Origin of the sequence: Lactobacillus laiwuensis (assembly GCF_019972835.1) — a bacterium.
Lineage (GTDB): Bacteria > Bacillota > Bacilli > Lactobacillales > Lactobacillaceae > Lactobacillus > Lactobacillus laiwuensis.
The window spans coordinates 48,650-72,112 of sequence record NZ_BPPB01000006.1 but is presented as its reverse complement, the minus strand read 5'-3'; the positions used below and the strand labels follow the sequence as shown (position 1 = coordinate 72,112).

Annotated in this window: 21 protein-coding genes and 1 tRNA gene; 3 read left to right on the top strand and 19 right to left on the bottom strand. The window is 36.6% G+C overall.

All coding sequences use genetic code 11. The features are described 5' to 3' along the window. Nucleotides 1–22: 22 nt before the first annotated feature. From gatB to LDM92_RS06065, 14 genes are all read right to left on the bottom strand, one after another. Nucleotides 23–1,453, bottom strand: coding sequence for an Asp-tRNA(Asn)/Glu-tRNA(Gln) amidotransferase subunit GatB (gatB, locus tag LDM92_RS06130; protein ID WP_223902452.1), 1,431 nt, complete (start codon nt 1,451–1,453; stop codon nt 23–25). 3 nt (nt 1,454–1,456) lie between these two features. Beyond that, nucleotides 1,457–2,896, bottom strand: coding sequence for an Asp-tRNA(Asn)/Glu-tRNA(Gln) amidotransferase subunit GatA (gene gatA / locus LDM92_RS06125; RefSeq protein ID WP_223902451.1), 1,440 nt, complete (start codon nt 2,894–2,896; stop codon nt 1,457–1,459). Then, nucleotides 2,896–3,198 carry an Asp-tRNA(Asn)/Glu-tRNA(Gln) amidotransferase subunit GatC gene (gatC, locus tag LDM92_RS06120; protein WP_045927721.1) on the bottom strand — a complete coding sequence of 101 codons (303 nt, stop codon included), beginning with the start codon at nt 3,196–3,198 and terminating at the stop codon, nt 2,896–2,898. The genes gatA and gatC overlap by 1 nt, the downstream gene beginning before the upstream one ends. Before the next feature lie 14 nt (nt 3,199–3,212). Beyond that, entirely contained in the window at nt 3,213–4,352 is a 1,140-nt protein-coding gene (locus LDM92_RS06115; RefSeq protein WP_223902450.1) for a CamS family sex pheromone protein, read from the bottom strand. Between the two features lie 13 nt (nt 4,353–4,365). Then, nucleotides 4,366–6,378: an NAD-dependent DNA ligase LigA gene (gene ligA / locus LDM92_RS06110; RefSeq protein WP_223902449.1), complete on the bottom strand. Its 2,013-nt coding sequence runs from the start codon at nt 6,376–6,378 to the stop codon at nt 4,366–4,368. A 47-nt stretch (nt 6,379–6,425) separates the two neighbouring features. Continuing rightward, nucleotides 6,426–8,678, bottom strand: a complete 2,253-nt coding sequence (gene pcrA, locus LDM92_RS06105; RefSeq protein WP_223902448.1) for a DNA helicase PcrA — start codon at nt 8,676–8,678, stop codon at nt 6,426–6,428. Nucleotides 8,679–8,758: 80 nt separating this feature from the next. Next, nucleotides 8,759–9,406: a glycoside hydrolase family 73 protein gene (locus tag LDM92_RS06100; RefSeq protein WP_198180913.1), complete on the bottom strand. Its 648-nt coding sequence runs from the start codon at nt 9,404–9,406 to the stop codon at nt 8,759–8,761. Nucleotides 9,407–9,571: 165 nt separating this feature from the next. Continuing rightward, nucleotides 9,572–9,657: transfer RNA gene (locus LDM92_RS06095), tRNA-Leu, on the bottom strand. 72 nt (nt 9,658–9,729) lie between these two features. Next, nucleotides 9,730–11,481 carry an ABC transporter ATP-binding protein gene (locus LDM92_RS06090; RefSeq protein ID WP_223902447.1) on the bottom strand — a complete coding sequence of 584 codons (1,752 nt, stop codon included), beginning with the start codon at nt 11,479–11,481 and terminating at the stop codon, nt 9,730–9,732. Between the two features lie 79 nt (nt 11,482–11,560). Continuing rightward, nucleotides 11,561–12,241, bottom strand: a complete 681-nt coding sequence (locus LDM92_RS06085; protein WP_223902446.1) for a MarR family winged helix-turn-helix transcriptional regulator — start codon at nt 12,239–12,241, stop codon at nt 11,561–11,563. A 107-nt stretch (nt 12,242–12,348) separates the two neighbouring features. Continuing rightward, nucleotides 12,349–12,813 (bottom strand): SprT family protein, encoded by a 465-nt coding sequence (locus tag LDM92_RS06080; RefSeq protein ID WP_223902567.1) that lies wholly within the window; start codon nt 12,811–12,813, stop codon nt 12,349–12,351. Between the two features lies 1 nt (nt 12,814). After that, a complete protein-coding gene (locus tag LDM92_RS06075) occupies nt 12,815–13,513 on the bottom strand; it encodes a glycosyltransferase family 32 protein (protein ID WP_223902445.1) in 699 nt (232 codons plus the stop codon). Nucleotides 13,514–13,516: 3 nt separating this feature from the next. After that, nucleotides 13,517–14,947: an oligosaccharide flippase family protein gene (locus tag LDM92_RS06070; RefSeq protein WP_223902444.1), complete on the bottom strand. Its 1,431-nt coding sequence runs from the start codon at nt 14,945–14,947 to the stop codon at nt 13,517–13,519. Nucleotides 14,948–14,950: 3 nt separating this feature from the next. After that, nucleotides 14,951–16,093, bottom strand: a complete 1,143-nt coding sequence (locus tag LDM92_RS06065) for a CDP-glycerol glycerophosphotransferase family protein (protein WP_223902443.1) — start codon at nt 16,091–16,093, stop codon at nt 14,951–14,953. A 204-nt stretch (nt 16,094–16,297) separates the two neighbouring features. Between LDM92_RS06065 and LDM92_RS06060 the strand changes: the two genes are divergently transcribed. Then, complete coding sequence (locus LDM92_RS06060; protein WP_223902442.1) at nt 16,298–16,957, top strand: CPBP family intramembrane glutamic endopeptidase; 660 nt, start codon at nt 16,298–16,300, stop codon at nt 16,955–16,957. Between the two features lie 23 nt (nt 16,958–16,980). Here the strand turns inward: LDM92_RS06060 and LDM92_RS06055 are convergent, their stop codons facing one another. Beyond that, nucleotides 16,981–17,829 carry an aldo/keto reductase gene (locus tag LDM92_RS06055; RefSeq protein WP_223902441.1) on the bottom strand — a complete coding sequence of 283 codons (849 nt, stop codon included), beginning with the start codon at nt 17,827–17,829 and terminating at the stop codon, nt 16,981–16,983. A 288-nt stretch (nt 17,830–18,117) separates the two neighbouring features. Between LDM92_RS06055 and LDM92_RS06050 the strand changes: the two genes are divergently transcribed. Continuing rightward, entirely contained in the window at nt 18,118–18,858 is a 741-nt protein-coding gene (locus LDM92_RS06050; protein WP_223902440.1) for a CPBP family intramembrane glutamic endopeptidase, read from the top strand. A gap of 329 nt (nt 18,859–19,187) precedes the next feature. Beyond that, complete coding sequence (locus LDM92_RS06045; protein WP_223902439.1) at nt 19,188–19,772, top strand: TetR/AcrR family transcriptional regulator; 585 nt, start codon at nt 19,188–19,190, stop codon at nt 19,770–19,772. 70 nt (nt 19,773–19,842) lie between these two features. Here the strand turns inward: LDM92_RS06045 and LDM92_RS06040 are convergent, their stop codons facing one another. From LDM92_RS06040 to LDM92_RS06025, 4 genes are all read right to left on the bottom strand, one after another. Further along, entirely contained in the window at nt 19,843–20,601 is a 759-nt protein-coding gene (locus LDM92_RS06040; RefSeq protein WP_223902438.1) for a GntR family transcriptional regulator, read from the bottom strand. A 291-nt stretch (nt 20,602–20,892) separates the two neighbouring features. Beyond that, the gene (locus tag LDM92_RS06035; protein WP_223902437.1) at nt 20,893–21,426 is read right to left on the bottom strand and encodes a ClbS/DfsB family four-helix bundle protein; all 534 of its coding nucleotides are present in this window, start codon (nt 21,424–21,426) and stop codon (nt 20,893–20,895) included. 61 nt (nt 21,427–21,487) lie between these two features. Further along, on the bottom strand, nt 21,488–22,390 hold the full coding sequence (locus tag LDM92_RS06030) for an ATP-binding cassette domain-containing protein (RefSeq protein WP_223902436.1): 903 nt from the start codon (nt 22,388–22,390) through the stop codon (nt 21,488–21,490). Further along, the gene (locus LDM92_RS06025; RefSeq protein ID WP_223902566.1) at nt 22,383–23,462 is read right to left on the bottom strand and encodes an ABC transporter ATP-binding protein; all 1,080 of its coding nucleotides are present in this window, start codon (nt 23,460–23,462) and stop codon (nt 22,383–22,385) included. The genes LDM92_RS06030 and LDM92_RS06025 overlap by 8 nt, the downstream gene beginning before the upstream one ends. Between the last annotated feature and the right edge of the window lies 1 nt (nt 23,463).

Below are 23,463 nucleotides of genomic sequence, written 5' to 3'. Positions count from 1 at the left end.
CCCTTATTATTTCAAAACTTACTTAACGCTTCTGCAATTCTTCATTCAGTAACTTATTAATTACCTTTGGATTTGCCTTGCCCTTGGTCTGTTTCATCAACTGGCCGACAAGATAGCCAATTGCACGGTCTTTACCGTTCTTAAAGTCTTCTACTGATTGTGGGTTGTTATCAACAACTTCTTTCACCATAGGTGCTAAGACGCTGGTATCAGATAACTGCACCATACCCTTGTCTTCAACATATTTCTTAGGATCGGTACCATTAGCAATTGTCTCTGCAAAAACCTTTTTAGCAATCTTAGAAGAAATCGTGCCATCTTTAATTAACTTAATCATGGCAGCCAAATGCTCAGGTGTCAACTTAATATCAGCAAGTTCAACGCGATTATCATTCAAATAACCATTAACTTGGGTATTCATCCAATTGGCAGCAAGCTGCGGATCAGCTCCTGCAGCAACAGTTTGATCAAAGAAGTCTGAACTTTCTTTAGTTTGCAGAAGAACATTAGCATCGTATTCTTTTAAACCAAATTCATTCACGTATTGGTTGTATCGTTCTTCAGCTGAGCGTGGCAAAGTTGATTTGATTTCGTCAATCCACTCTTGGCTGATATGATCAGGAGCAATATCAGGTTCAGGGAAGTAACGGTAATCTGCATCGCCTTCTTTGACACGCTCCAAAACTGTTTTACCAGTTGCTTCATCAAAACGCCGAGTTGAAAGTTGAACGCGACCACCAGAAAGGAGAACTTGTGCTTGCCGCTTTTCTTCATATGCCAAAGATTTACGCACATGTTCAAAAGAGTTCAAGTTCTTCATTTCAACTTTAGTGCCCAACTCTTTTTGGCCGGCGGGTCTAATGGAAATGTTGGTATCAACACGCATTGATCCCTCTTCCATCTTAACGTCGGAAGCACCGGTAAACTGCACTATCTTACGTAATTTTTCAAGGTAGGCGTATCCTTCATCAGGATCAGCAATTTCTGGTTCAGAAACAACTTCAAGTAAAGGAACACCCTGACGGTTTAAGTCAACATAGGAATAACCGTTTGTACCATGAGTATTTTTACCGGCATCTTCCTCGATGTGCATTTCATGAATGCCGATACGCTTTTTCTTACCGTGAGATTCAATTTCAACATAGCCATCACGAGCTAGTGGTTGGAAAAATTGGGTGATTTGGTAAGCCTTAGGGCTATCTGGGTAATAATAATTTTTCCGATCAAAATGAGTAGTTGGTAAAATATGAGCATGCGTTGCCAAAGCAACCATAATTCCTAAGCGATAAACGTCTTTGTTAACGTAAGGTAAAACACCTGGCATCGCCCAATCAATTACATTTGTTTCCGTGTTGGGCTTTGCACCATAACTTACTGGTGAAGGTGAAAAAATCTTACTTTTAGTTTTTAATTCAAAGTGAACTTCGAACCCAATCGTTGATTTAAAATTCATCAGTTAATCCTCCATTCCAGTTGGTGTTTTTTCATAAAACTTATTAGTTCTTTCAATAAAGTCAGCTACTTGGAAAATGCTGCCTTCATCGAATCTTTTGGCCATAATCTGCAGACCTACAGGCATCCCATCAACTAAACCAGCAGGAACACTGGCAGCAGGAATTCCTACTAAGTTGGCTGAAATTGTCAAGATATCATTATTGTACATTTTGATTGGATCAGAAATTTCACTACCGATGCCAAAAGCAGGAGTTGTCGTCGTTGGTCCCACAATAACATCATTTTCAGCGAAAATCTTATCGAATTCATCACAAATTAACGTTCTCACTTTAGATGCTTGTCTAAAGAAACGATCATAAGAACCAGCTGAAAGTGCAAAGGATCCCAGCATAATCCGGCGTTTAACTTCTTCACCAAAGCCCTCTGAACGAGATTTAACGTATACATCTAGGAGGTTCTTAGTATCTTGAGCACGGTAGCCGTAACGAATCCCATCAAATCTTTGCAAGTTTGATGAAGCTTCACTTGAGGCAATGATATAGTAGTCTGGAACCACATATTTTGTTAAAGGTAAGGATACTTCAGTGATAATAGCACCTGCTTTTTCCAGAGCATCAATTTGTTCTTGCAGAACAGCACGCATATCGCCATCAACTGCAGCCATATATTCTTTAACAACTGCTACATGCATCCCTTTTACATCTTGACCAATATACTTGGTAAAATCAGGCACTGCTCTAGTCGAAAGAGTGGAATCATGGTCGTCACTACCCGCAATAACGTTCAAAACTTCAGCTGATGTTTTTGCCCGCTTACTCATCACACCGATTTCATCTAATGAAGAAGCAAATGCAATTAAACCCCAACGTGAAACTCGACCATATGTTGGCTTAATACCAAAAATACCGTTAAATGCAGAAGGCTGTCTGATTGAACCACCAGTGTCTGAACCTAACGCTGCTACAACTTGTCCAGAAGCAACAGCAACAGCTGAACCGCCCGATGAACCACCCGGTACCTTATCCAGATTCCACGGATTATGAGTAATGCCAAAGTATGAATGTTCAGTAGAAGAACCCATCGCAAATTCATCCATATTGGTTTTGCCCACTAAAGTCACTTGTGCTTTTTTCAGCCTTTCAATAACCGTTGCATCATATACTGGAATATAGTTGTCCAAAATATGACTGGCAGCTGTTGTCTTAACACCATCAGTTATAATGTTATCTTTAATAGCAATCGGAATACCAGCAAGTTTATTGTGAGCAAAATCCAAATCATTTTGAGGTTTGGCATCTTCTTGAACAGTAATCCAGGCATTCAACTTATCATCTGTTTTTTTAATATTATCGATTGTATCTTGCGCTAATTTGTCAGCAGACAAAGTTCCTTGGGCAAGCTTTTCATTTAAAGAGTCAATATCTTCATTTAAATAATTCATTACTCGTCCTCATCCTTGTTAATAATTACTGGAACCTTAATGAAGCCATTGGCTTGGTCAGGAACATTTTTCATTAATTCATCTCTGTCTTGCCAGTGTTCAGGCTTATCTTCTCTAAAAACAGTATCACGATCAACAACCTGAACTGTCTCCTTAACGCCATCGGTATTAACTTCTGACAATTGATCCGCCATATTAATAATTGAACTCATTTGTTCAGTTACTTTGCCGATATCTTTTTCATCAATTTCAAGTCGCGACAAAGTCGCAACGTGTTTAATTGTATCTTCTGTAATTTCCACGCAAATATACCTCCTTATTCGCCACCATAAATATGGACTTGATAACTACTATCCCCTGTTTCCTTGGCAACTAAAGCCTGGATGTCATTAACAGAGCCAATTTTAATTTCAATTGGCACGTTATTAGCCAAATACTTCTTTGCAGTTGATAAAACAAGTCTCGTGAAACTTTGAATTTGCTCATACCCATAAAACTGGGTAGTAATTGAAATATTTTCCTGAGCTAATTTACCATTTTCATATCGTAAAGTTGCCGTTACACCACTGATATTAGGGAAATAATTTTGAATAGATTCTTTAAAACTATTGAAACTGGAAGCATCACTGCTGTTGATTGCTTTTTTACCACCAACAGTAGGCAAAACTTCAGATTGAGTATTAATAGTTTTCCATTTAGTTATTTTACTACTATTAGCAGCCGCTGTCCCACTCAAAAAGTAAGTTCCAGCAACTAATGAATCCTTGCTTTCTTTAGCAAAAAGACCAACGGTGATTGGAATTTTCTTTAACGATTTTTTCTTACGCAAGCGAGCTACGACTTGCTCAGCTGCTTTTTGGCCATATTGCTTTTGCTTTGCACGCGATATTTGAGCTTGATATTCAGGACCATCTTTTTTCTTTTGGTAGTAATCAATAGAATTAAGAGCAAGACCAACGCTAATACCGCCAATATGATAATTCGAACCGGATCCTGTCAAAAAATCTTGTTCAAGTATTTCTTCTAAATAATATGGCTGATAATTTTTTTTAGTTCCAGCTTCAGGATTCAGACCATTGGGATTTGACTTTGACTTGCGCCCTAACCATTCATTAGCCATGTTGGCAGAAATATACTGACCTTCTTGAAAAACATAAGAATTAGTTGAATAAACACCCTTAGAAATCTGAACCAATCCTCGTTCTAATTCTCTGGTATCCACCGAATTATCATTATTAGTTGCCGTTAAACCAGATATTGGACTAGTTACATAGTGCCCGTTTTTAAGTAAAACAGTATATCCATTGTTACCAGTATCAGTAGTCTGATAAGTTTTAGAATTGGAATTAGAAGATGTTTTGGCATTATTCGCCAAGTCAGAATTTTTCAAGTTTCCACAAGCCGTCAAACTTAATGATATTCCTAAAAGCGCTAATATATGCAAGTATTTTTTCACTTTAAATGGTCCTTTATTTAACTTGAGCAATTGCTTCTTCCTCAGTCAATAATGGTACGCCCAGTTTCTGAGCCTTTGAGTACTTGGAACCAGCATCCTGACCGTAAATGACATAGTCTGTTTTACCAGAAACAGAACTAGTTACTTTTGCACCTAAAGATTGCAATTTTTTAGTAAATTCACTTCTAGTATAGTGAGCCAAAGTCCCTGTTAAAACAACAGTCTTATCTTTAAAGTAATTATCTGGGATGGACTCAGTTTCTTCTGGACCTGCACCAAGATAATCCATATTAAGGCCGCTGTTTTTAAGTTCATTGACTAACTCTACGACTTCATCCTGAGCAAAATAGGTTGTTAAAGATTCTGCAATTGTCATGCCTATTGTATCGATTGCAGCCACATCTTGCACGTCCGCAGCCATAATCTTTGCCATATTTTTAAACTTTTGTGCAATTAAACGAGCAGCTTTGGCACCAACATGATCAATACCCAGTCCCGTTAACAATAATTCGACTGAATTTCTTTTCGAATTATTAATTGCATTTAATAAATTGCTGATGGACTTATCCTTGAAATGATCTAGTTTTGCCAAATCAGATGCATTTAAATGGTATAAATCAGCCACATTATGTACCAGATCGTTCTTAATTAGCTGTCGCACAATTTTTGGTCCCAAACCATCAATATTCATCGCAGGTCTTGAAGCAAAGTGAGTAATTCCTTCTTCAATTTGAGCAGGACAAGAAGGATTAACGCAGCGCAGTGCCACTTCATCTTTTAGATGGATCAGTTTTTCACCACACGATGGGCACGTCGTCGGGATTGGATACGGCTGGGCATCCTTAGGCCGTTTTGCCAGCACCACTTCTGAAATTTCAGGAATAATGTCACCCGCTTTATGCAGCATAACGGTATCACCAATACGAACATCCTTTTGTTGCAACAAATCGGCGTTATGCAAAACAGCATGAGAAACTGTAGTACCAGCAAGTTGCACAGGATCCATGATAGCGGTAGGCGTTACGACACCAGTACGACCAACAGTCCATTTAATTTCATGAACCACAGTTTCCTGCTCTTCTGGTGGAAACTTATAAGCTATTTCCCACCGAGGCACTTTGACTGTGTTTCCCAGTTCTTGCTGTAAATCTAGGTCATCAACTTTTAAGACGATGCCATCAATGCCATAATCGAGTGAATTTCTTTTTGCAGTATATTCATCAATAAAAGCAAAAATGTCAGCCATTTTAGCAATTCTGCGGCCTGTTTGGTTGGTGTGAAAACCAAGCTGAGTCATTTTCTCAATAGCCTGGTGTTGACTGGTAATTTCTGCTGGTGGATTAACCCAAGTATAAATAAACGTACTTAAATGACGGTGCTTGGTAATACTGGCATCCAGTTGCCTCAAAGACCCAGCTGCAGCGTTACGCGGATTGGCAAAAGTTGTTTCGCCGTTTTCATCACGTTCCGCATTGAGTTTAGCAAATGGTTCTTTACCCATGTAACATTCACCACGGACTTCTGTGGTCAATTTTTCAGGTAAAGTCTGGGGAATATCTGCAATATAGCGAGCATTGGGTGTAACATCTTCACCTACTTGACCGTTACCTCTAGTTGAAGCTCTGGTTAATTTACCGTTAGTATACTCAAGTGCAATTGATAAACCGTCAATTTTTAATTCGACGTTATAAGCAACTTCATGACCAATCTGTTTTTGCACCCTGTCATCAAATTGCTGCAGTTCTTCTTTTGAAAAGACATCACCCATTGATAACATCGGAATTTCGTGATTAACCTTGGTAAACTGATTGTCAATCTGGCCCCCAACCTTTTGGGTAATGGAATCTTGGGACACCAGTTGCGGAAATTCCTGTTCAAGCTCAACTAAACGATTATAGTTTTTATCATACACATTATCTTCAACCTCAGGTGTGTCATTTGTATAATATGCATTTGCCCAATCATCTAGTTTATCTCTCAGCGCAGCAACTTCTTTTCTGGCCTCATCAAGAGTTAAATCTGCCATTTTCTTCCTCCTGATTAAAAAATACTATTTTTTTACTTCTACTTTAATTATACCTTTTTAATTGGTGCAAATGCTGCTAGAAGCCGCTTGATTCCTTTGCCACTAAATGCAATATCAAGCTCCATGTCTTCGCCTTTACCGTTAACCTTAGTTACAACGCCTTTGCCCCAAGATTTATGTTCTACTTGATCGCCGACATTCCAACCCTTTTTCTCAGCACCAACTGCACCAGCAGGTTTAATTTTAGGAGTGTAAACCTGTGCACGAGCTCGTTCATCTGCGTTAGCGAACGGGGCAGTTTGTGTCTGGTAGTTGTCATTTGAGAAAGTAATTGGAACTGAATTTTCAATATCCAGATCATCTTGATCAATTTCTGCCAAAAATCTGGATGGCGGATTATTCTGCATTCGACCATACATCATACGTGAATATGCATTTGTTAAGAATAGTTCGCGCTTTGCCCTAGTAATACCCACATAAGCCAGTCTACGTTCTTCTTCCAGCTGATCATCTTCCATTAAAGCACGTGATAAAGGAAAAAGTCCATCTTCCATCCCCACTAAAAAGACTACCGGAAATTCCAGTCCTTTGGCAGCGTGTAACGTCATTAATGCCACCTGATCATCATTATTAGCTAAATCATCCTGGTCGCTTAAAAGAGATACTTCTGCTAAAAAGTCACTAAGAGCATTTTCGGTCTCATCGCTGTCTTCATTTTCTTCGTATTCGTCATCAAAACGTTTCGTAACAGACAAAAATTCATCCAGGTTTTCTAGTCTGGTTTCAGCTTCAATTGTGTGTTCTGCCTTAAGAGCAGCTGTATAGCCAAAATCCTGCAGTATTTTTTCTGTTAGACCGGTGACGCTATGATCTTTAGCAAAATTAATTGCATCACGTAATTTAGCACCAAAATCACTCAGTTTGGCCGCTGCCCGTGCAGTAACGCCCGACATATTAAGGTGATCAAAGGCTCCTAGAATTGATAAATTATTATCACGGGCAAAATCCATAAAGCGCCTAACACTCACCGGACCAATACCACGTTTAGGAGTATTAATAATGCGGTTAAAACTCATTGAATCGCTGGGATTAGCCACTAACTTCAGATAAGCCATAATGTCCATGATTTCTTTTCTGTCATAGAACTTATGACCACCGACAATTTGGTAAGGCACGTTCGACTTTACGAATGACTCTTCGACCGTTCTAGACTGGGCATTAGTACGATATAATACCGCAAAATCATGGTAGGAACGTTTTTTCTCTTTGACCTCTTCTTGAATTTTAGCAATGATAAAGTGTGCTTCATCGTCGCCACTTTGAGCTCGATAATAAGTTACTTTTGCTCCTTCACCTTGGTCTGTCCATAATTTTTTAGCCTTACGGTTGCTATTATTCTTAATGACTGCGTTAGCGGCAGCCAAAATATGTCCAGTTGAACGGTAATTTTGTTCCAACTTGACGGTTTGTACGCCTGCATCATGATAATCTTTTTCAAAATTCATGATATTTTCCATGTTAGCACCGCGCCAACCATAGATAGACTGATCCGCATCTCCCACAACGCAAATATTTTTATATTGTGCAGCTAATGCATGACACAATTCATATTGAGCCTGGTTGGTATCCTGGTATTCATCAACCAGTAAATAGCGAAACTTATTTTGGTAAAAATGCAAAACAGTAGGATCAGTTTTAAACAGAACTAAGGTCTGCATGATCAAATCATCAAAATCCATAATTTGATCATTCTTTAAACGTTTTTGATATTCCTGATAAACTTGGGCAGTTACTTTTTCAAAAGGTGAAGCAGCACTGGCAGAATATGCATCTGGAGTGAGTAAATCGTTTTTGCCATTAGAAATAGCAGACAAAATTCTGCGTGGCTCGTACATTTTAGGATTAATATTTTGCTCTTTTTGAATATGTTTGATTAAAGTGAGCTGTTCGGCCGAATCAGCAATCGAAAAATTACTGGTATAACCAATTTTTTCTGCGTCTCGCCGTAATATTCGCACACAAAGAGCGTGAAAAGTAGACATCCAAATACTGTCAGCCTGTTGTCCCAATAATTTATGCTCACGCTCTCTCATTTCAGTGGCAGCCTTATTGGTAAAAGTAATAGCCAAAATATTCCATGGCGCAATCCCTTTTTCAGCAACAAGGTATGCAATTCTTCTGGTTAAAACAGAAGTTTTCCCTGAACCTGCTCCTGCAACAACTAATAATGGTCCTTCAGTAATCTGCACTGCCTTTTTTTGCTGTGGATTTAAACCTGCTAAAATTGATTCTGCGCTCATTTTGAATTCTTTCACCCCAAAAATTTTTTAACTATTCTATTGTACCAAAAATCATGACCATATTTTGAGTTGATTGCATTCTATTTATCAAAACGTGCAAGATCGTATTCTTCGATTAGCTTAATTAATTTGTCGGCATAATTCGGGTCAGTTGCATAGCCGTCTTTAACTAGAGCTCGAGCCTGCGTTTGATAGTTCTTAGCAGCTAGAACGTGACGATATTGTTTTGCGTCCCAAGTTGTCCCCTTTTGGAACAAGCGCGCATGAGCCCTTATAGAAGCTTCATAGGAATCATAGATTTGAAAGCGAGCTTTAACAACTACCCATTTACCTTTTTCAAACTCTTTGGTTTTTAGTACTGCCGAAGTATTAGGGTTATTTCCTTTGACGCCAAATAGGTTATTGTATTTTTGTGAAAGGTCGCTTTTGCCATAATCACTTTCAAGGCAGGCCTGAGCAATAGTAATACTTGGCAAGAGATCGAAGGATTTATCCACTTCTTTAGCTATCGGACCTATTTCTCTGATAAAAGCTTTGTGTTGCCTGATGATCTTCTGCCTGGCCTGTTCTCGAGCAAGCTGCTCCTGTCTAATCTGCTCTGATTGAATTGCCTGTCTGCGATAATAACGAAAAGTTGCAAAAGCAATAATCAATAAAAATAGAATGATAAATGTTCGAATGATGATCGCTGTATTAGATAATTTTTTGCTTTTTCGTTTTCTCGCCATTTGTTTTCCCTTGCTTTAAAAATCTCCTCTTAAGTATAACCTCTCTTGAGTATAAATTATGCAATGTAATTAATTTTTAAAATAAAAGTAGTAAGCTAACATGACAATTTTGCTCATATATAATTAAGTATACAAAAAAAATGGAGCCAAAGCTCCATTAAAAAATGCGGGCAAGAAGACTCGAACTTCCACGATCTAAAAGCGATCACAAGATCCTTAGTCTTGCGCGTCTGCCATTCCGCCATGCCCGCAACACATTCAATACTATAACCCAAAATTAAATTTAACACAAGACTTTTCTTACTCATTTTAGCTAAAAAGCTTTAATCGACCATTTGCTCATTTACATACTTGGCATACAAACTGTGATTTTGCATTAATTCGTGGTGAGTACCATGACCTGTAATTTTACCGTTCTCTACAAAATAAATTTGATCAGCATTAACTATCGTAGCCAGGCGGTGTGCGATAACCAATGTGGTTCTATTGACCATTAGTTTATCAAGAGCCTGTTGCACTTTTCCCTCGGATTCCGAGTCCAGACTTGCCGTTGCTTCGTCCAGCATCAAAATTTTAGGATTACGCAAAAAAGCTCGGGCAATAGCTAAACGTTGTTTCTGACCACCAGATAGTTTAATTCCCCGTTCACCAATTTCAGTCTCCATTTGATCAGGAAATTCCCGCACAAATTGATCGGCATAAGCCAAAGCCAATCCGTGCCAAAGTTCATCGTCCGTCATGTCCTTAGTCAAACCATAAACCAAATTTTCCCGAATTGTTCCGGAAAAAATAGCACTGTTCTGAGAAACATAGCCTATTTGGGAGCGCCAATTTGCCAGGTCAATATCTTGAATATTTTCATCCCCAATAGTGAATTTGCCACTTTCAGGCTGATAAAAGCGTTCTAATAAGGCAAAAATGGTAGATTTGCCGCCACCACTAGGTCCCACAAAGGCAATTACAGAGTTGGGTTTTGAAACAAATGAAATAGATTGTAAAACGGGTTCATTTTTAACATAGTTAAAGCTAACGTTTTGTGCTGTCAACGTTTTATTACTCAAATCAAAAGTATGATGACTTAAATTCTTTTCAGGTTCAATTTGTAAAATTGCTTGTATGCGTTCAGTTGAACCCAAGGCTTTTTGTATCTGTGAAAAGAAAGTTGCAAAATTAGCAACTGGTGCAATCACGTTAAACAGATATAGTAAGAATGCTACAAGAGAACCACTGGTCAAAGAACCCTGACCTACGCGAATAATACCAAATGCCAGAATGCCTGCAAAAGCCGCCATCATCAAAGTCATGATAATCGGCTGCAAAATAGCTTCAACCCGAGCGTCCAATACGCCAATAGTAAAAATCTTCTTGATCCTGTGGTTACCCGATTCTTGTTCATACTGTTCGCCATTACTGGATTTAATTAAACGTACCTCAGACAATTTTTCACTGACATCACCGTTAAATTTAGCTGTTTCTGACTGCAATTTGCGACCAAGTCTCACCATAATGCGACCAATTGGCAATAAAATTACTACCACAATAGGGATTACGGTAAACATTAAGGTGGCCATTTGCCAATCCATCACAAATAAGATGATTAATGAGAAAAATAGTTGTATTGCCCCAGTAATAAAGTTAGGAAATTGAGAAGCCAGCAAATCTTTAATAATTCCCGTATCATTAACCAAACGAGAACTGCTTTCACCTACTTTAGTAACATCAAAATAACTTACAGGCAGCTTTAAAAGATGACCCCACAGGCGTTCGCGCAGACTTTTAACAACGCTTTCACCAAAATAGCGCAAAACAAATCCGCCCACTGTTCCTAAAATTAATTGAAGGACAAAAACAATGATAATAATAATTAAGCTCGAATAATTAAAATCATCCCACTTGCTAGTATCTACTAATTCTCTGGTTAACAATGGTAAAGCCAAATTTGCTACACTTGTGATCAGACTGAGAAACAGCCCTAATGCAAATAACGATTTTTTAACATTCAAACTTTTTAACAAGTTTAAAAAATCACTGAATTTAACACTTTGTGTTTTATCTTTAAGTGACTTGAATGCCATAAAAGATACCGGCTTTCCTTAGTTAGACTAAATAAAAGAGTTTTTCAATAATTGAAAAGCTCTTTATTTATCTTGCTAATTATAATTCTTCATTTTCATTATGCCAGAATTTGCGCCAAAAGTCCCGATCATATTTATGCATCTTATCATAATTATAACAATTTTTGGTAAAGTCACGTGGTTCAAAGTCATGATGGCAGTGATGCTTCCTATACATGTGGCGGCACATGTCTCGCATATCAGACCTGGAGAAGTCATGGTCTGCAGCATATTTGCGCCATTTTTTAATTCTTTCCATGCGGTAGGCGGGATCAACAAAATCGGTGGCTTTTTCCTTAAAATCTTCATCCCAGCCAGCAGCAATTTTTTGCAGATATTGACCAAATTGCTCCTGCTCTTTCGCAGTCAAACCGGCAAAGAAAGGCTCGGTATCTTGCTTGTCTTTTAATTCAGCCAGCTTGGCAGCCTTTTCTTTCCCAGCTGCTGTTAAATAAACACGTTTAACTCGTTTGTCCTGCTCATCAACTTCACGTGAGATATCACCTTTTAGTTCCATTTTTTTCAATAATTCTGCTAAAGAACCAGGTTTCAAAGCCAAAATTTCAGCTAAATAATTTTGGGTTAAACCGTCTTCAAGTTTTAAAACTGCCAATACCCGTTTTTGTCCAGATATCGGTTCTTTGTTTTGAAACATATAATAACGACTAGCCCGCAAAATAAAATGCAGTTGTTTCATTAATTGATCACTTGCTTGACTCATAACTAAGCTCCTTTTATGTAATAAAAAGTTAGGTACCTAATATAATTTACAATTAAATTATAGTTTGGTGCCTAACAATTTGTCAAACAAAATATGTTAATTAGCTTTTATTTAACTTCTTTATAACTGACTAATTTTAACCTGCCGCCGCATTTGCCACAGCCATAACGACGTACATTAACGCGCCGAACCCGCACAAACTGTTGACCGCATATAGTGCAAATATACAAATATTTTGCTTTTCTTTTGCGTCTGAGACCAATATCCGGTGCATACCTTGAACCACCAACTTTATTAAGTAAAACTTTAAAATCATGGTCTTGATGACGATATCCTCTGTGATTTAAATGTAAGTGGTAATGCGTCAATTCGTGCTTAATTATGCCAATCAATTCTTGATAATATTGCGGCACTAAAAAATGCGCATTAATTTCAATGTGGTGATCATCTAAATGATACCGACCACCAGTTGTTGTCATGCGCTTATTAATTTTTACTTGGTGCTTAAACTGTCTGCCAAAATACTTAAGAGAAACTTCTGCCACCAGGTTCTGTAATTCTTCTTCAGTCAGATTATCTGAAAACTTTGGCATAAAGAGCTGCCTCTTTTTTTGTCTTAATCCTGACTTTAAGAGCTGTGACTAACTTTCTTTTTAACGGTTTGGCACCTTCCATCCACGTACCAGTAAACACATGAATAGTTTTTGATTGTGCTGACGGATTACAAAGTATGCCATCCGGATAAACGTGTATACCGGTCTGCAATTGCTGCTCCTTGTTATTAGGCTGAGCACCGTACTTGTTTTTTAAAATGTCAGACACCGATACAGTATTGACTCCCGCCAATTGGTCCTGCTTATCAAATGTAAAATCTCGGTCATCATAATAAGAAAGCATGTCTTTAATTAATGGATGACCTTTTTCAGCGCCAAAGACTGCCGTAAACGGATTCTCTTTATTTTCAAAACCAACAAAAGCTCTATTATTTAATAAATCATGCAAATTGTCCAAGACTAAAACGTCAGTATCCATATAAATGCCGCCCATTTCATAAACGGCTTTAGCCCGGATATAGTCGGAAACAAACGCCCATTTTTTAGCTTGATAAGCCTGCTCAACATATTTATTTTCGTGAATATCGAAATTGTCCTCGTTCCATTCGATTATTTGGTAGTCTTGCAGATGCTTGGTCCAAGTTTTCATGCAACGCTGAATATTTTTAGGCTTAGGGTTGCCCCCCACCCAGACATAGTGAATTATTTTGGGAATCATAAGTTAACCTCTAGTAAAAAATTTCTTTAATAGCAAAATTATGTCTTGATTAAAGTCTAGTTTCAACAAGAACATTAAAGCGATATACAAAACAAGCATAATGATTGATTTGACTAGCATGTTAAGAAATGCTGATGCAAACAATTGTGGCAGAAGCATCCCCGCTGCCAAAACAATAATTGCAATTAGGAAATATTTAGGAATTTCACGAAAAGAATATTTAAAATCATAACCATCCCGAACAATCCATAGTCGTAAAAGCAAAACTATAAACTCGGTAATTAAAATTGCAATCATTGCTCCCGTTGCACCATAAAACCGATCCAAAAAATAGCTCAATACTATTTCTAACACTGCGCCGACTATCACGGGAATAGCATAATCTCGGTCTCGGTGATTAGCAAGGGCAAATTGGTTAGCAAAAACTCCACCTGTTGGAATCATTATGATGGTCAAAGTGAAGAAGAACATCAAAGGCGTCATTGGGATAAATTTATGCCCAAAAAAGAAAGGCACAAATTCTTTAGTATTCGCCATAATAATAACTGCAAATAATGTCCCTAGCATCACTGTCGCTTCCAAAGATTTTTTTAAAACTATTCGTTGTTCTTTTTTACCTTCACCCGCCATTTTAGGCATAATCACTAAGGAAATACTGGTCACAATTCCCAAAACCATATTGGAAATTCTTTGGGAATTGTCGTAAAAGGCAACCTGAGTGGAATTTTGAAAAAGTCCTAAAATAGGCTTGTCAAGCGAGGTATAAATTTGCGTGGCAATTTGCGGAATTAAAAGGGTAAAGATTGCTTTAACAGTCGCGCGATATTGGTAAAAGTGTTTGACCGGTCCACCTACATAACGGTGTATATCAAACCAAAAGACAAATGACCCTAACATAGTTGAAACCGACATAATCAACATATACTTCCAAAGATCACCGGGACTTTTAACCCATAATAAAATCAAGATAACAGATACTAGTTTAACGGCAGTATTTTTTAAAACCACTCGGCCAAAATCAGCCAGTCCCTGAAAGAACCAGGAAATATCTACTTGGGCTGAAATGAGGTAAGGCACCATTAATAACAAATATTGACCGTACTTAATATGGAAAAAACTGGTTACGGAAATTACTAACGCAATTGTCACAAAACCAGCAATAGCCTGAAAGTACCACAATCCCCAAAAAGCTTTCGTTAGATCTTGACCACTGCCAAAAGCTCTGATCTGCGAAATTGTTCTCATACCAATATATGACACAGACAGTGTACAGAATATCATTAAGAACTGAACAATATTATTCACATTACTATAAATACCATATGTTTTAGGACCCAAAATTCTGGAAAGGTAAGGCACGGTTATTAACGGTACTAATACCAAAAATATTTGGTAAACCGCATTATATAGAATGTTTAAAAATGTTCTTTTCACAATTTACCCTCTATTTTTTAACAACTTAAATACATTTTCACAATTTGAATCAGCCTGCACCTCATTAGTTAAATTAAGCCAGTAGTGCCGCTTTTGACTGAATTGATCAGGCATTACAAGTGCCTTAATCAGCTCCTGCTGCGTTTTCACACATAGTCCAGGCACAATTTCTTCATAAGGTCCCATTAAAAGCCCTCGTTTTTTTTCGTATTGCCGCAAATAATTGGTAATAAATATGATTGGTTTGTCAATGTTTAGATAATCAAAATAAATCGAAGAAAAATCAGTAATTAAAAAGTCTGTATTACCTAAAATTTCATATAAATCAATATTAAGTTGATACAAATAGTCGTTATTGAGAAAGGCAATATTTGAAAAGCTGCTCCGCAGGTGTTTAAACAGGTTCATTTCATAGGGATGCAACTTTACTATTAAAAACTGATGGTTCTTTTTTAAAGAATTATTCAGCTTCACAGCATCAAAATCAGGCAATGCAAAGAAATTACCCTGCTCAACTTGCGTCATAATTTGTCGATCATCCATTTCATAACGAAAAGTTGGCATGTATATTCCAATTTGAGCATCATTATCCTCAGCTTTGAATAAGTCAGTTAATAATTTCTTTTTACTAATAGCAGGATTTTTCAAGGCATCAAGACGAGGAAACCCAGTTTTTCGATATTTGTTAGTTTCAATCGCGCAGCAGGCACTCATTAGACTTTCGTATAAATCACTGCTTGAGCAAACAACGTCAGCATTTTTTTGCCACAAATTAGCATTATGCCGATCAGTTTTGCGACTAGTATTATTAGCCATAAATCCCATGCGCTTGAGGGGAATGCCGTGCCAGAACTGAATATTGATTTGTCTAGCATGAACTTTAAATGGCTGGTGTGTCGTTAGTACAAACTTTGCTGCACCAATTTGGCGCCAAGTTTTTAAGGATAAATGTGAAGATGGCCATGGTTCTACAAGGGTAACCTCGTATTCGGGATGATTCTTTTGCAAATATTTACCAAACAAATAACCATTTGACCCTGATCTACCTGCGCCATTAAGAATCACCACTTCATTATCTTGCACTGGTGTAAAGCGAGCAATTAATTTCATTGCCGCTAAATATAAACGAAACAAAAAACTCTTCATTATTCAACTTCCCAATCTCTTACCTAGTATAAGAGTACAGAAAAAGCCTGAGAGAACTCAAGCTTTTTTACTTTATTTTTTAGTTTTTTAATGATTATAGCTTATAAATAATTTATTAGCTGCTATTTTTCAACAATTTGCCATTGCTCACATAATCAATCACAATAAAAACAGAATTTACTATAGACTTTAAAAAAGGCAAAAATGAATAGCAAAAACACTGTACCAAATAAAGTTTTAATAATATATCTGGCTATTTTTTATCTCTGGTGGACTATCGAAGAACTCGCATATTGGGGCTATACCAGCAATACTTTGCCTCAAGTTTTATTGAGTTCGCTAGTTAAATTTATTACCTGGAGCATTCCCGCATTTATTTTAATTAAAAAGTATTCGTCTCAACTAAAAATTGAGTACCCGCAAATGTTCAAAAATCATTGCCGTTTATGGCCATATTTTGCGGGTATCGTGATAATGCTTATCTATTTAGCTATTATACTTTACTTAGAAAACGGTGGCTTTAAAATTAACCCGCAATTCAAGCCCAGTGATTTCATTGATAAATTCCTGATAGTTGGCATTACGGAAGAATTGGTGTTCCGCGGTTGGATTTTAAATGCTCTGCTAAAGAAAATGTCAACTTGGTTAGCGCTAATCGTCAATAACTTGCTCTTTTTATGTATTCATTTCCCAATTTGGTATCAGACTCATACTTTAATAGAAAATTTCACTTCTGGCAGTTTTGTTACTGTTTTTATTTTAGGAATAATTTTTGGCTGGCTATTTATTAAAAGTAAAAACATCTGGATACCAGTCACATATCACATGCTCTGGGATATAATCGTAACCATTTTAGATAAATAAAAAGCAGTACCAAGCACTATTTTTTAATATATTGCCAGGGGTTCTTTATGATCAGGTTTCGGATAAGCTTGTTCCAAAATTTGTAAGTCTTCCGAAGTTAACTCAATATCTAAGGCTTTCAGATTAGACAATAAATGCTTTGAACTACTACTTTTTGGTATCGCTAAAACGTTTGGCTGTTGCATTACCCAAGCCAATAAAATCTGATAAGGACTTGCCTCGTGTTTTTCGGCTACCTGTAAGACCGCCCCATTTTTCATCATTGTGCTGCCCATTTTTGGTCCACGTCCTAAAGGACTATAAGCAATTAGTGGAACGTGATGTTCTCTTTGCCAAGGTAAAAGACTATATTCAATTCCCCTGGTTTCTAAATTATACAAATCCTCATTAGCAACGCAGTTTTGACCGTTCGGCACCCGCCAGAGTTCCTGCATATCATCAATGTCAAAGTTCGATACGCCCCAAGAACGAATAAGACCTTCATCTTGTAAGGATTGCAGTTCTAAAACAGTCTCTGCCAGTGGCACCATTCCGCGCCAATGATATAGATACAAATCTAAATAATCAGTTTGTAACCTTTTAAGACTAGCTTCTAAGCTTTGGCGCATTTTATGGCTAGAAGCATTTTGTGGCAAAACCTTGGAAATTAGAAATATTTTTGCTCTTTGATAAGGTTTTATAGCCTCAGCCACCAATTCTTCCGAACGACCATTGCCATACATTTCGGCTGTGTCAATCACCTTTAAGCCGGCATCAAGTCCTGCTCGAATAGCTTTGATTTCTTCTTCTCTAACTTTGGGGCTATCCCCCATTTCCCAAGTTCCAATACCTAAAGCTGGCAAGACCTGATCATTGATAGTAACCTTTTTCATAAGTAGCCTCCTTAAAATTCCATTTGATATTATTGTGCATATACAGCGATTATATCTTAGCGAATAAAATAAATTGTTTATAATTTTCACAATAAAATTTCAATCTTAATATAATTAATTGTAACACATGTACCACTAGTCTCTGTTTGTGCAAATTAATCTTTAAGTTGAAATATCAAAATTTAAGCAAAGAACTAGATAAAATCATCTTGTTTTATTTTTCACAAGCTTTGCAATTGTATTTTTTAAAGTGGCAATATAGAATCAAAAATAAAAAGGGGAATTTCAATGACAAATAATTTAACAAATTCATTTCACTTATCTGGTAAAAAATGGTTATTAATATTATTTTCTAACATAATTGCATACTGTTGTTTAGTCATGCCTGGTATACAAGTGCCAGATTACTTGATCTTTGATGAAAATCATCCCTCGTTAGCAGCTGCTTGTTTTCAATTGTTAATTGTAACCATTTTTTTAATAATTCAAATAATCGGTGTACAAATTGCTACTGACAAAAGATGGCACCAATTATTTCATGTACCACATGCTAAAGAATGGCTTTGGATTCTTGTCTTCTTTATCTTTGCCTATATCGTATCCGTTTTATCAGGCACAATTTCGCAAAAATTATTTGGCTCTGTTTCGGGTAATGCAGCTGCAGGATTGACTATGAAGACGCCACATGTTTGGCTAATTTTCCTTTATCAACGCCTTAGCAGCGCGATCCAAATACTAGGTGAAGAGTTCTTAGCAATCATGCCTTTATTAGCTGTGACCCAGTTAGCTGACTCTATTAATTTAGTTTATCCACTATTATGGGGTAATGTTGCTTCTGCCCTAATTTTTGCCCTACTCCATCTTTCAACTTATGACTACAATCTGGGCTATGTCATATTGGGTTTAGCATTTACTCGTTTAGTTTTAAACTGGGCTTTCATCAAAACCCATAATATCTGGGTCAGCTTTTTAGTCCACTTCCTGTTTGATACATTAGCTTTCCTAATTTTATTGTTAGCGACAAAGTAGAAAAGTATTTTGAATAAATTTAAAATCATAACTGAAATTTTTTTGGTTATGATTTTTATTTTCGCGCTAAATTAGGTCTTCTTAGGAAAAAGAAACGATACTCAGTTAGAGGCTTAGATGCCTACTTTACGGCAGCTCAATATTTCTCACAAGTCTACTAAAGAACACAAAATGATTTTAACTTATAGTAGTAGATTTTTTAACACAATAACAAATTCGATTATGTGTTTTATATTTGGTGCCTTGTTAGTTAATGTGATAATTGTTACAATTAGACACAAGCAGTCAATATTGAAAATTCAAGAGTTGAGTTAAGGTGGGTAGTCAAAATGAGCGGTGATGTTGAACAAAGAATATTAACAGCTTTTTCACAATTATTAATTCATAATGGCTATCAAAGAACCACTACTAAAAAAATTGCCCAAGTGGCTCGAGTTAATGAAAGTACCCTGTTTAGGCATTTTAAAGATAAACACGGCATTTTACAGCAGCTTATATCTGAATATCAAAATGATATTAAACTGATCGGCAAAAACTATCAATTAGTTGGCGATTTAGATAAGGATATTATGAATTTTTCCATTATCTACCAAAATTTTATAAAGCAGCATTTAGCACTGTTTTTAACTGGTATTCGTGAATCTCAAAATTTGCCAGAATTGCAAACAGTGATTAAAAATTTCCTCGATTTAATCAGAAAAATTTTAGCTGAAAAGTTTGAACAAATGCAAAAAACAGGGGAAATTGCTCAAGATATTGATAAAAATGTTGAAATTGATAACTTAGTTTTACTCAATTTAGGCCAAGCTATTATGCAGCATTCCTTTCCTAATTGTGTTTTTCAAACTCAGCCACATACTTTTATACAAAATAATATTTGTACCTACTCTCAACATTTAAAGCCTAAAAAATAACAAAACGCACAGCTGAATTTATTATTCAGCTGTGCATTTTTAAGCATAATGGAAAGTTTTTTAAATACAATTACTTTTTGTGGTTAAAATAAATATTGCTGTCATTTTTGGAGTCGATAGTATAAACCATTTTATCTCCTCTTACAACATAATGAGAAAATTCCAGCGGCTGATCAAACTGATTGTAAACAGTCTTGTTTACATCAAAAAGTGGTACTACATTAGTTAATGCCAGTAATCTAGCTTGTTCACTACTGGGTAGGATAGTGCTGATTTCGCGATATGAACTTGCTAAAGTTTCATGGTACTTATCTGCTAGGTATTGGTATAGTGAGGTATCTTCATGAATATTTGTAAGTAATTCCGGAAAGCGTTCAGCTGATAGCCAGGCTTCATCAATTGCCATGGGTACATTTCCTGTTTGAGATATTCTTTTAATGTAGACTAAGTCTGTTTGCTCAGGCAATTGTAAAATCTTAGCAATTTTAGCATTTTGTAATATTTCTCTTTTTAAAATGATCTTTTTATTTGTCTTAGACCGCGACTCAGCAAATTCAGAAAATCCTTCAATTTGTTCCAGCCTCCCCGTCAATTTTTTAACATTGACATAGGATCCTTTACCCTGGATAGTAACTACTAGTCCTTCATCAGTCAATAACTTCAGAGCTTTCCGCACTGTTATTCTGCTAACCTGATATTTTTGACACAAATATTGTTCACTTGGTAATTTTTCGTCAGTTTTTAAAATATTTTGCTGAATCTTTTGTTTAATATCTAAGTAAATTTTTTTGTAAAGTGGTACACCAGCAATTGTTTTGACAGAATTCATTATCACACTTCCTTAATCATTCAATATTACTAAATTAAAATGGAAATAACAAACTCAAAGATTAGTATAACAGTCATTTTAAATTATAACTGTATGAAAAGTTTGGGAGATTATGCTAATTAAAGGACTCTAAAAATATTTTAAGTCCTATAATATCGCCTAAAGCCTTAGCTGTATATGTTTTCTCACTAATATTTTATATAAATAACTTGACCAAACTCTAATTCATTTATAAGTAGCCCATTCAAAATAAAAACCGTCAGCTTTTACGCTAACGGTTTTCATGAACCCTTATTTCAAGGATCTTTGATATTTTCGTAACTTTTTTAAAGCCCAATCATAATGACTGCTAGTATTTGCAATGAAGTAAGTACCCAATGCATTATTACCAGTCCAAGGAAAAACATTTTTTTGAAAGAGTTGTTCTTCTGTAAAGGTAGCAAGCAAAGCCATTGTTTGTTTATGACTAGTTGCCAGTAGCTTTTCTGCTTCCGCAAGTGAGGTAGATTGGTGTTTTTGCCAAAATTCTTGATTCATTTCACCATAATTGCGCCAATTGTACCCTTCAGGCAAAAATTCTTTGCTTTCTTCAGATTGATTGCTTTTAACCCATTCTAGCAACAATTCTTGCCATTCATATAAATGAATCAAAACATCGCGTACATTATGATCTCTTTTCCAATGGGCTTCTTTTAACTTACTCGTATCAAAATTAAAACTGCCAGTTCGAGCTTCTTCCGGTAACTTAGCAATTAAATCAACTATTCTTTGGTATGACGAATTACTTGCATCAACTAATTCTTGCTTGGTTTTAGGACGTGGCATCTGTTTTTCCTTTTCTTGATAATATTAAAAATTATTTATCAATATTTTATCATAAAGGGTTTTACTTAGTCCACGAACCATCGTCTATTACATAGTGACCATTGCCTAAATCTGCCATTTCTTTATTTTCATATTGTTGCCTAAAAGCGTGATAATTTGATAATTTTTTATTTTGTTCTGCTACTGGATTAGTAGTGGGAATAGCAGTTAGCAAACTTTTAGTATAAGGGTGTACAGGATCATCAAAAATTGCTTCTGTGGGCCCAATTTCGACAATATGCCCCAAGTGAATTACACCTATATGACTTGAAATATGTTTGACCATTGCCAAGTCATGGGCAATAAAGAGCATGGCGCTGCCACTTTCTCGTTGTATTCTTTGGAGAAGGTTAACAACTTGAGCTTGTACTGAAACATCCAAAGCAGAAATAGCTTCATCCGCAATAATAAGTCTAGGATGCATAATAACCACTCTGGCAATGCCAACCCTTTGTCTTTGACCACCTGAAAGTTCTTGTGGGTAACGATTAACAAAGGATGAATCAAGTCCGACTACTTTGAGCATTTCTATAACCTTTTGCAGTTTTTCATCCTTAGATAATTCTGGATAATGAATATCTAAGCCTAGTTTAACTATATCACCGACTTTTTTGCGAGGATTTAGTGAAGACATAGGATCTTGAAAAATCATTTGCATGTCTTTGCGCAATTTGGCAGTCTGCTTTTTACTTAACTGACCTGCTATTTGTTCACCTTCAAAAATGACCTCACCTGCTGTAGGCCAATAAAGGCGAATAATGGAGCGTCCAATAGTGGTCTTGCCACTTCCTGACTCACCTACCAGGCCAAAAGTCTCTCCATTAGCAATATTAAAGGAAACATCATCAACTGCCTTAACTATTTTTTTATTTGCAACGGGAAAATATTGCTTCAAATGATGAACTTCTAAGATATTTTTAGTCATTGCTTATGATGCCCCCCTTCATTTTTGAAATTCTTTCCTGCAAAACTGCTGGAATTGGTACTTTAGGAGCCCTCTTATCTAAGAGCCAAGTTGCAGCGTAATGGTGGTCGTTAATTTTAAACATTGGTGGTTGCTTTTTAAAATCAATGTTTAGGGCGTACTTATTTCTTGGAGCAAAAGCATCACCAACAATTGGTTGTGTTAAATCTGGAATCGTGCCTGCAATTGTTGGCAGTTCGTCAACTTTTTCATTGATATCAGGTACTGATTCAAGCAAACCCCAGGTATATGGGTGGCGAGGTTCAAAAAAGATATCTTGGCTTGTTCCTGTCTCAACTATTTTTCCAGCGTACATGACGTTCACATAGGTTGCAATATTAGCAACTACTCCCAGATTATGAGTGATAAAAATGACAGATAATTTCCTACTCTTCTGGATATCTTTAATCAGGTTCAAAATTTTAGCTTGGATAGTAACATCCAAACCCGTAGTTGGCTCGTCACAGATCAGTAAACTAGGATTTCCGGCCAAGGCTATGGCAATAACAATTCTCTGTCTCATGCCTCCAGAAAGCTGATGTGGATATTGGTTTTGCACAACCTTCATGTTTTGAATGCCAACGGTTTCGATTAAGCTAAGCACTCGTTCATTGATTTGATCCTTATTCATCTCAGGATGAGAAGACTTAACTGCCTCAGCAATTTGTTTATTAATTTTCATGGTTGGGTCAAGAGAGGTCATCGGGTCTTGAAAAACCATTGCTATTTCTTTGCCTTTAATGCGATTTTGCATAATCTTGGGACTAATTTTTAATAAATCAACAGTTTGAGGACCATTTTCAGTCTGATAAGTGAAATTGATCTCACCGGCTTTAATTATTTGATTGGCCTCTTTTTCGCCCATGATTGGTTTAACACTTGCTGACTTACCACAACCGGATTCACCGACTAAAGCAACTGTTTCACCCTTTTTTACCTGATAACTTATCCCCCTGACAGCTTGCACTTCTCCATGCTCGGTATGGTAGGCCACTTGTAAATTTTTTATTTCTAAAACTGTTTCAGTCATGATC

Bases quoted from the DNA above. Each gene is read 5' to 3' on its own strand.
- LDM92_RS06090 (WP_223902447.1), bottom strand. From the start codon at position 11,481: ATGGCATTCAAGTCACTTAAAGATAAAACACAAAGTGTTAAATTCAGT.
- ligA (WP_223902449.1), bottom strand. From the start codon at position 6,378: ATGGCAGATTTAACTCTTGATGAGGCCAGAAAAGAAGTTGCTGCGCTG.
- LDM92_RS06050 (WP_223902440.1), top strand. From the start codon at position 18,118: ATGACAAATAATTTAACAAATTCATTTCACTTATCTGGTAAAAAATGG.
- LDM92_RS06085 (WP_223902446.1), bottom strand. From the start codon at position 12,241: ATGAGTCAAGCAAGTGATCAATTAATGAAACAACTGCATTTTATTTTG.
- LDM92_RS06040 (WP_223902438.1), bottom strand. From the start codon at position 20,601: ATGAATTCTGTCAAAACAATTGCTGGTGTACCACTTTACAAAAAAATT.
- LDM92_RS06030 (WP_223902436.1), bottom strand. From the start codon at position 22,390: ATGACTAAAAATATCTTAGAAGTTCATCATTTGAAGCAATATTTTCCC.
- gatA (WP_223902451.1), bottom strand. From the start codon at position 2,896: ATGAATTATTTAAATGAAGATATTGACTCTTTAAATGAAAAGCTTGCC.
- pcrA (WP_223902448.1), bottom strand. From the start codon at position 8,678: ATGAGCGCAGAATCAATTTTAGCAGGTTTAAATCCACAGCAAAAAAAG.
- LDM92_RS06045 (WP_223902439.1), top strand. From the start codon at position 19,188: ATGAGCGGTGATGTTGAACAAAGAATATTAACAGCTTTTTCACAATTA.
- gatB (WP_223902452.1), bottom strand. From the start codon at position 1,453: ATGAATTTTAAATCAACGATTGGGTTCGAAGTTCACTTTGAATTAAAA.
- LDM92_RS06075 (WP_223902445.1), bottom strand. From the start codon at position 13,513: ATGATTCCCAAAATAATTCACTATGTCTGGGTGGGGGGCAACCCTAAG.
- LDM92_RS06065 (WP_223902443.1), bottom strand. From the start codon at position 16,093: ATGAAGAGTTTTTTGTTTCGTTTATATTTAGCGGCAATGAAATTAATT.
- LDM92_RS06060 (WP_223902442.1), top strand. From the start codon at position 16,298: ATGAATAGCAAAAACACTGTACCAAATAAAGTTTTAATAATATATCTG.
- LDM92_RS06035 (WP_223902437.1), bottom strand. From the start codon at position 21,426: ATGCCACGTCCTAAAACCAAGCAAGAATTAGTTGATGCAAGTAATTCG.
- LDM92_RS06055 (WP_223902441.1), bottom strand. From the start codon at position 17,829: ATGAAAAAGGTTACTATCAATGATCAGGTCTTGCCAGCTTTAGGTATT.
- LDM92_RS06100 (WP_198180913.1), bottom strand. From the start codon at position 9,406: ATGGCGAGAAAACGAAAAAGCAAAAAATTATCTAATACAGCGATCATC.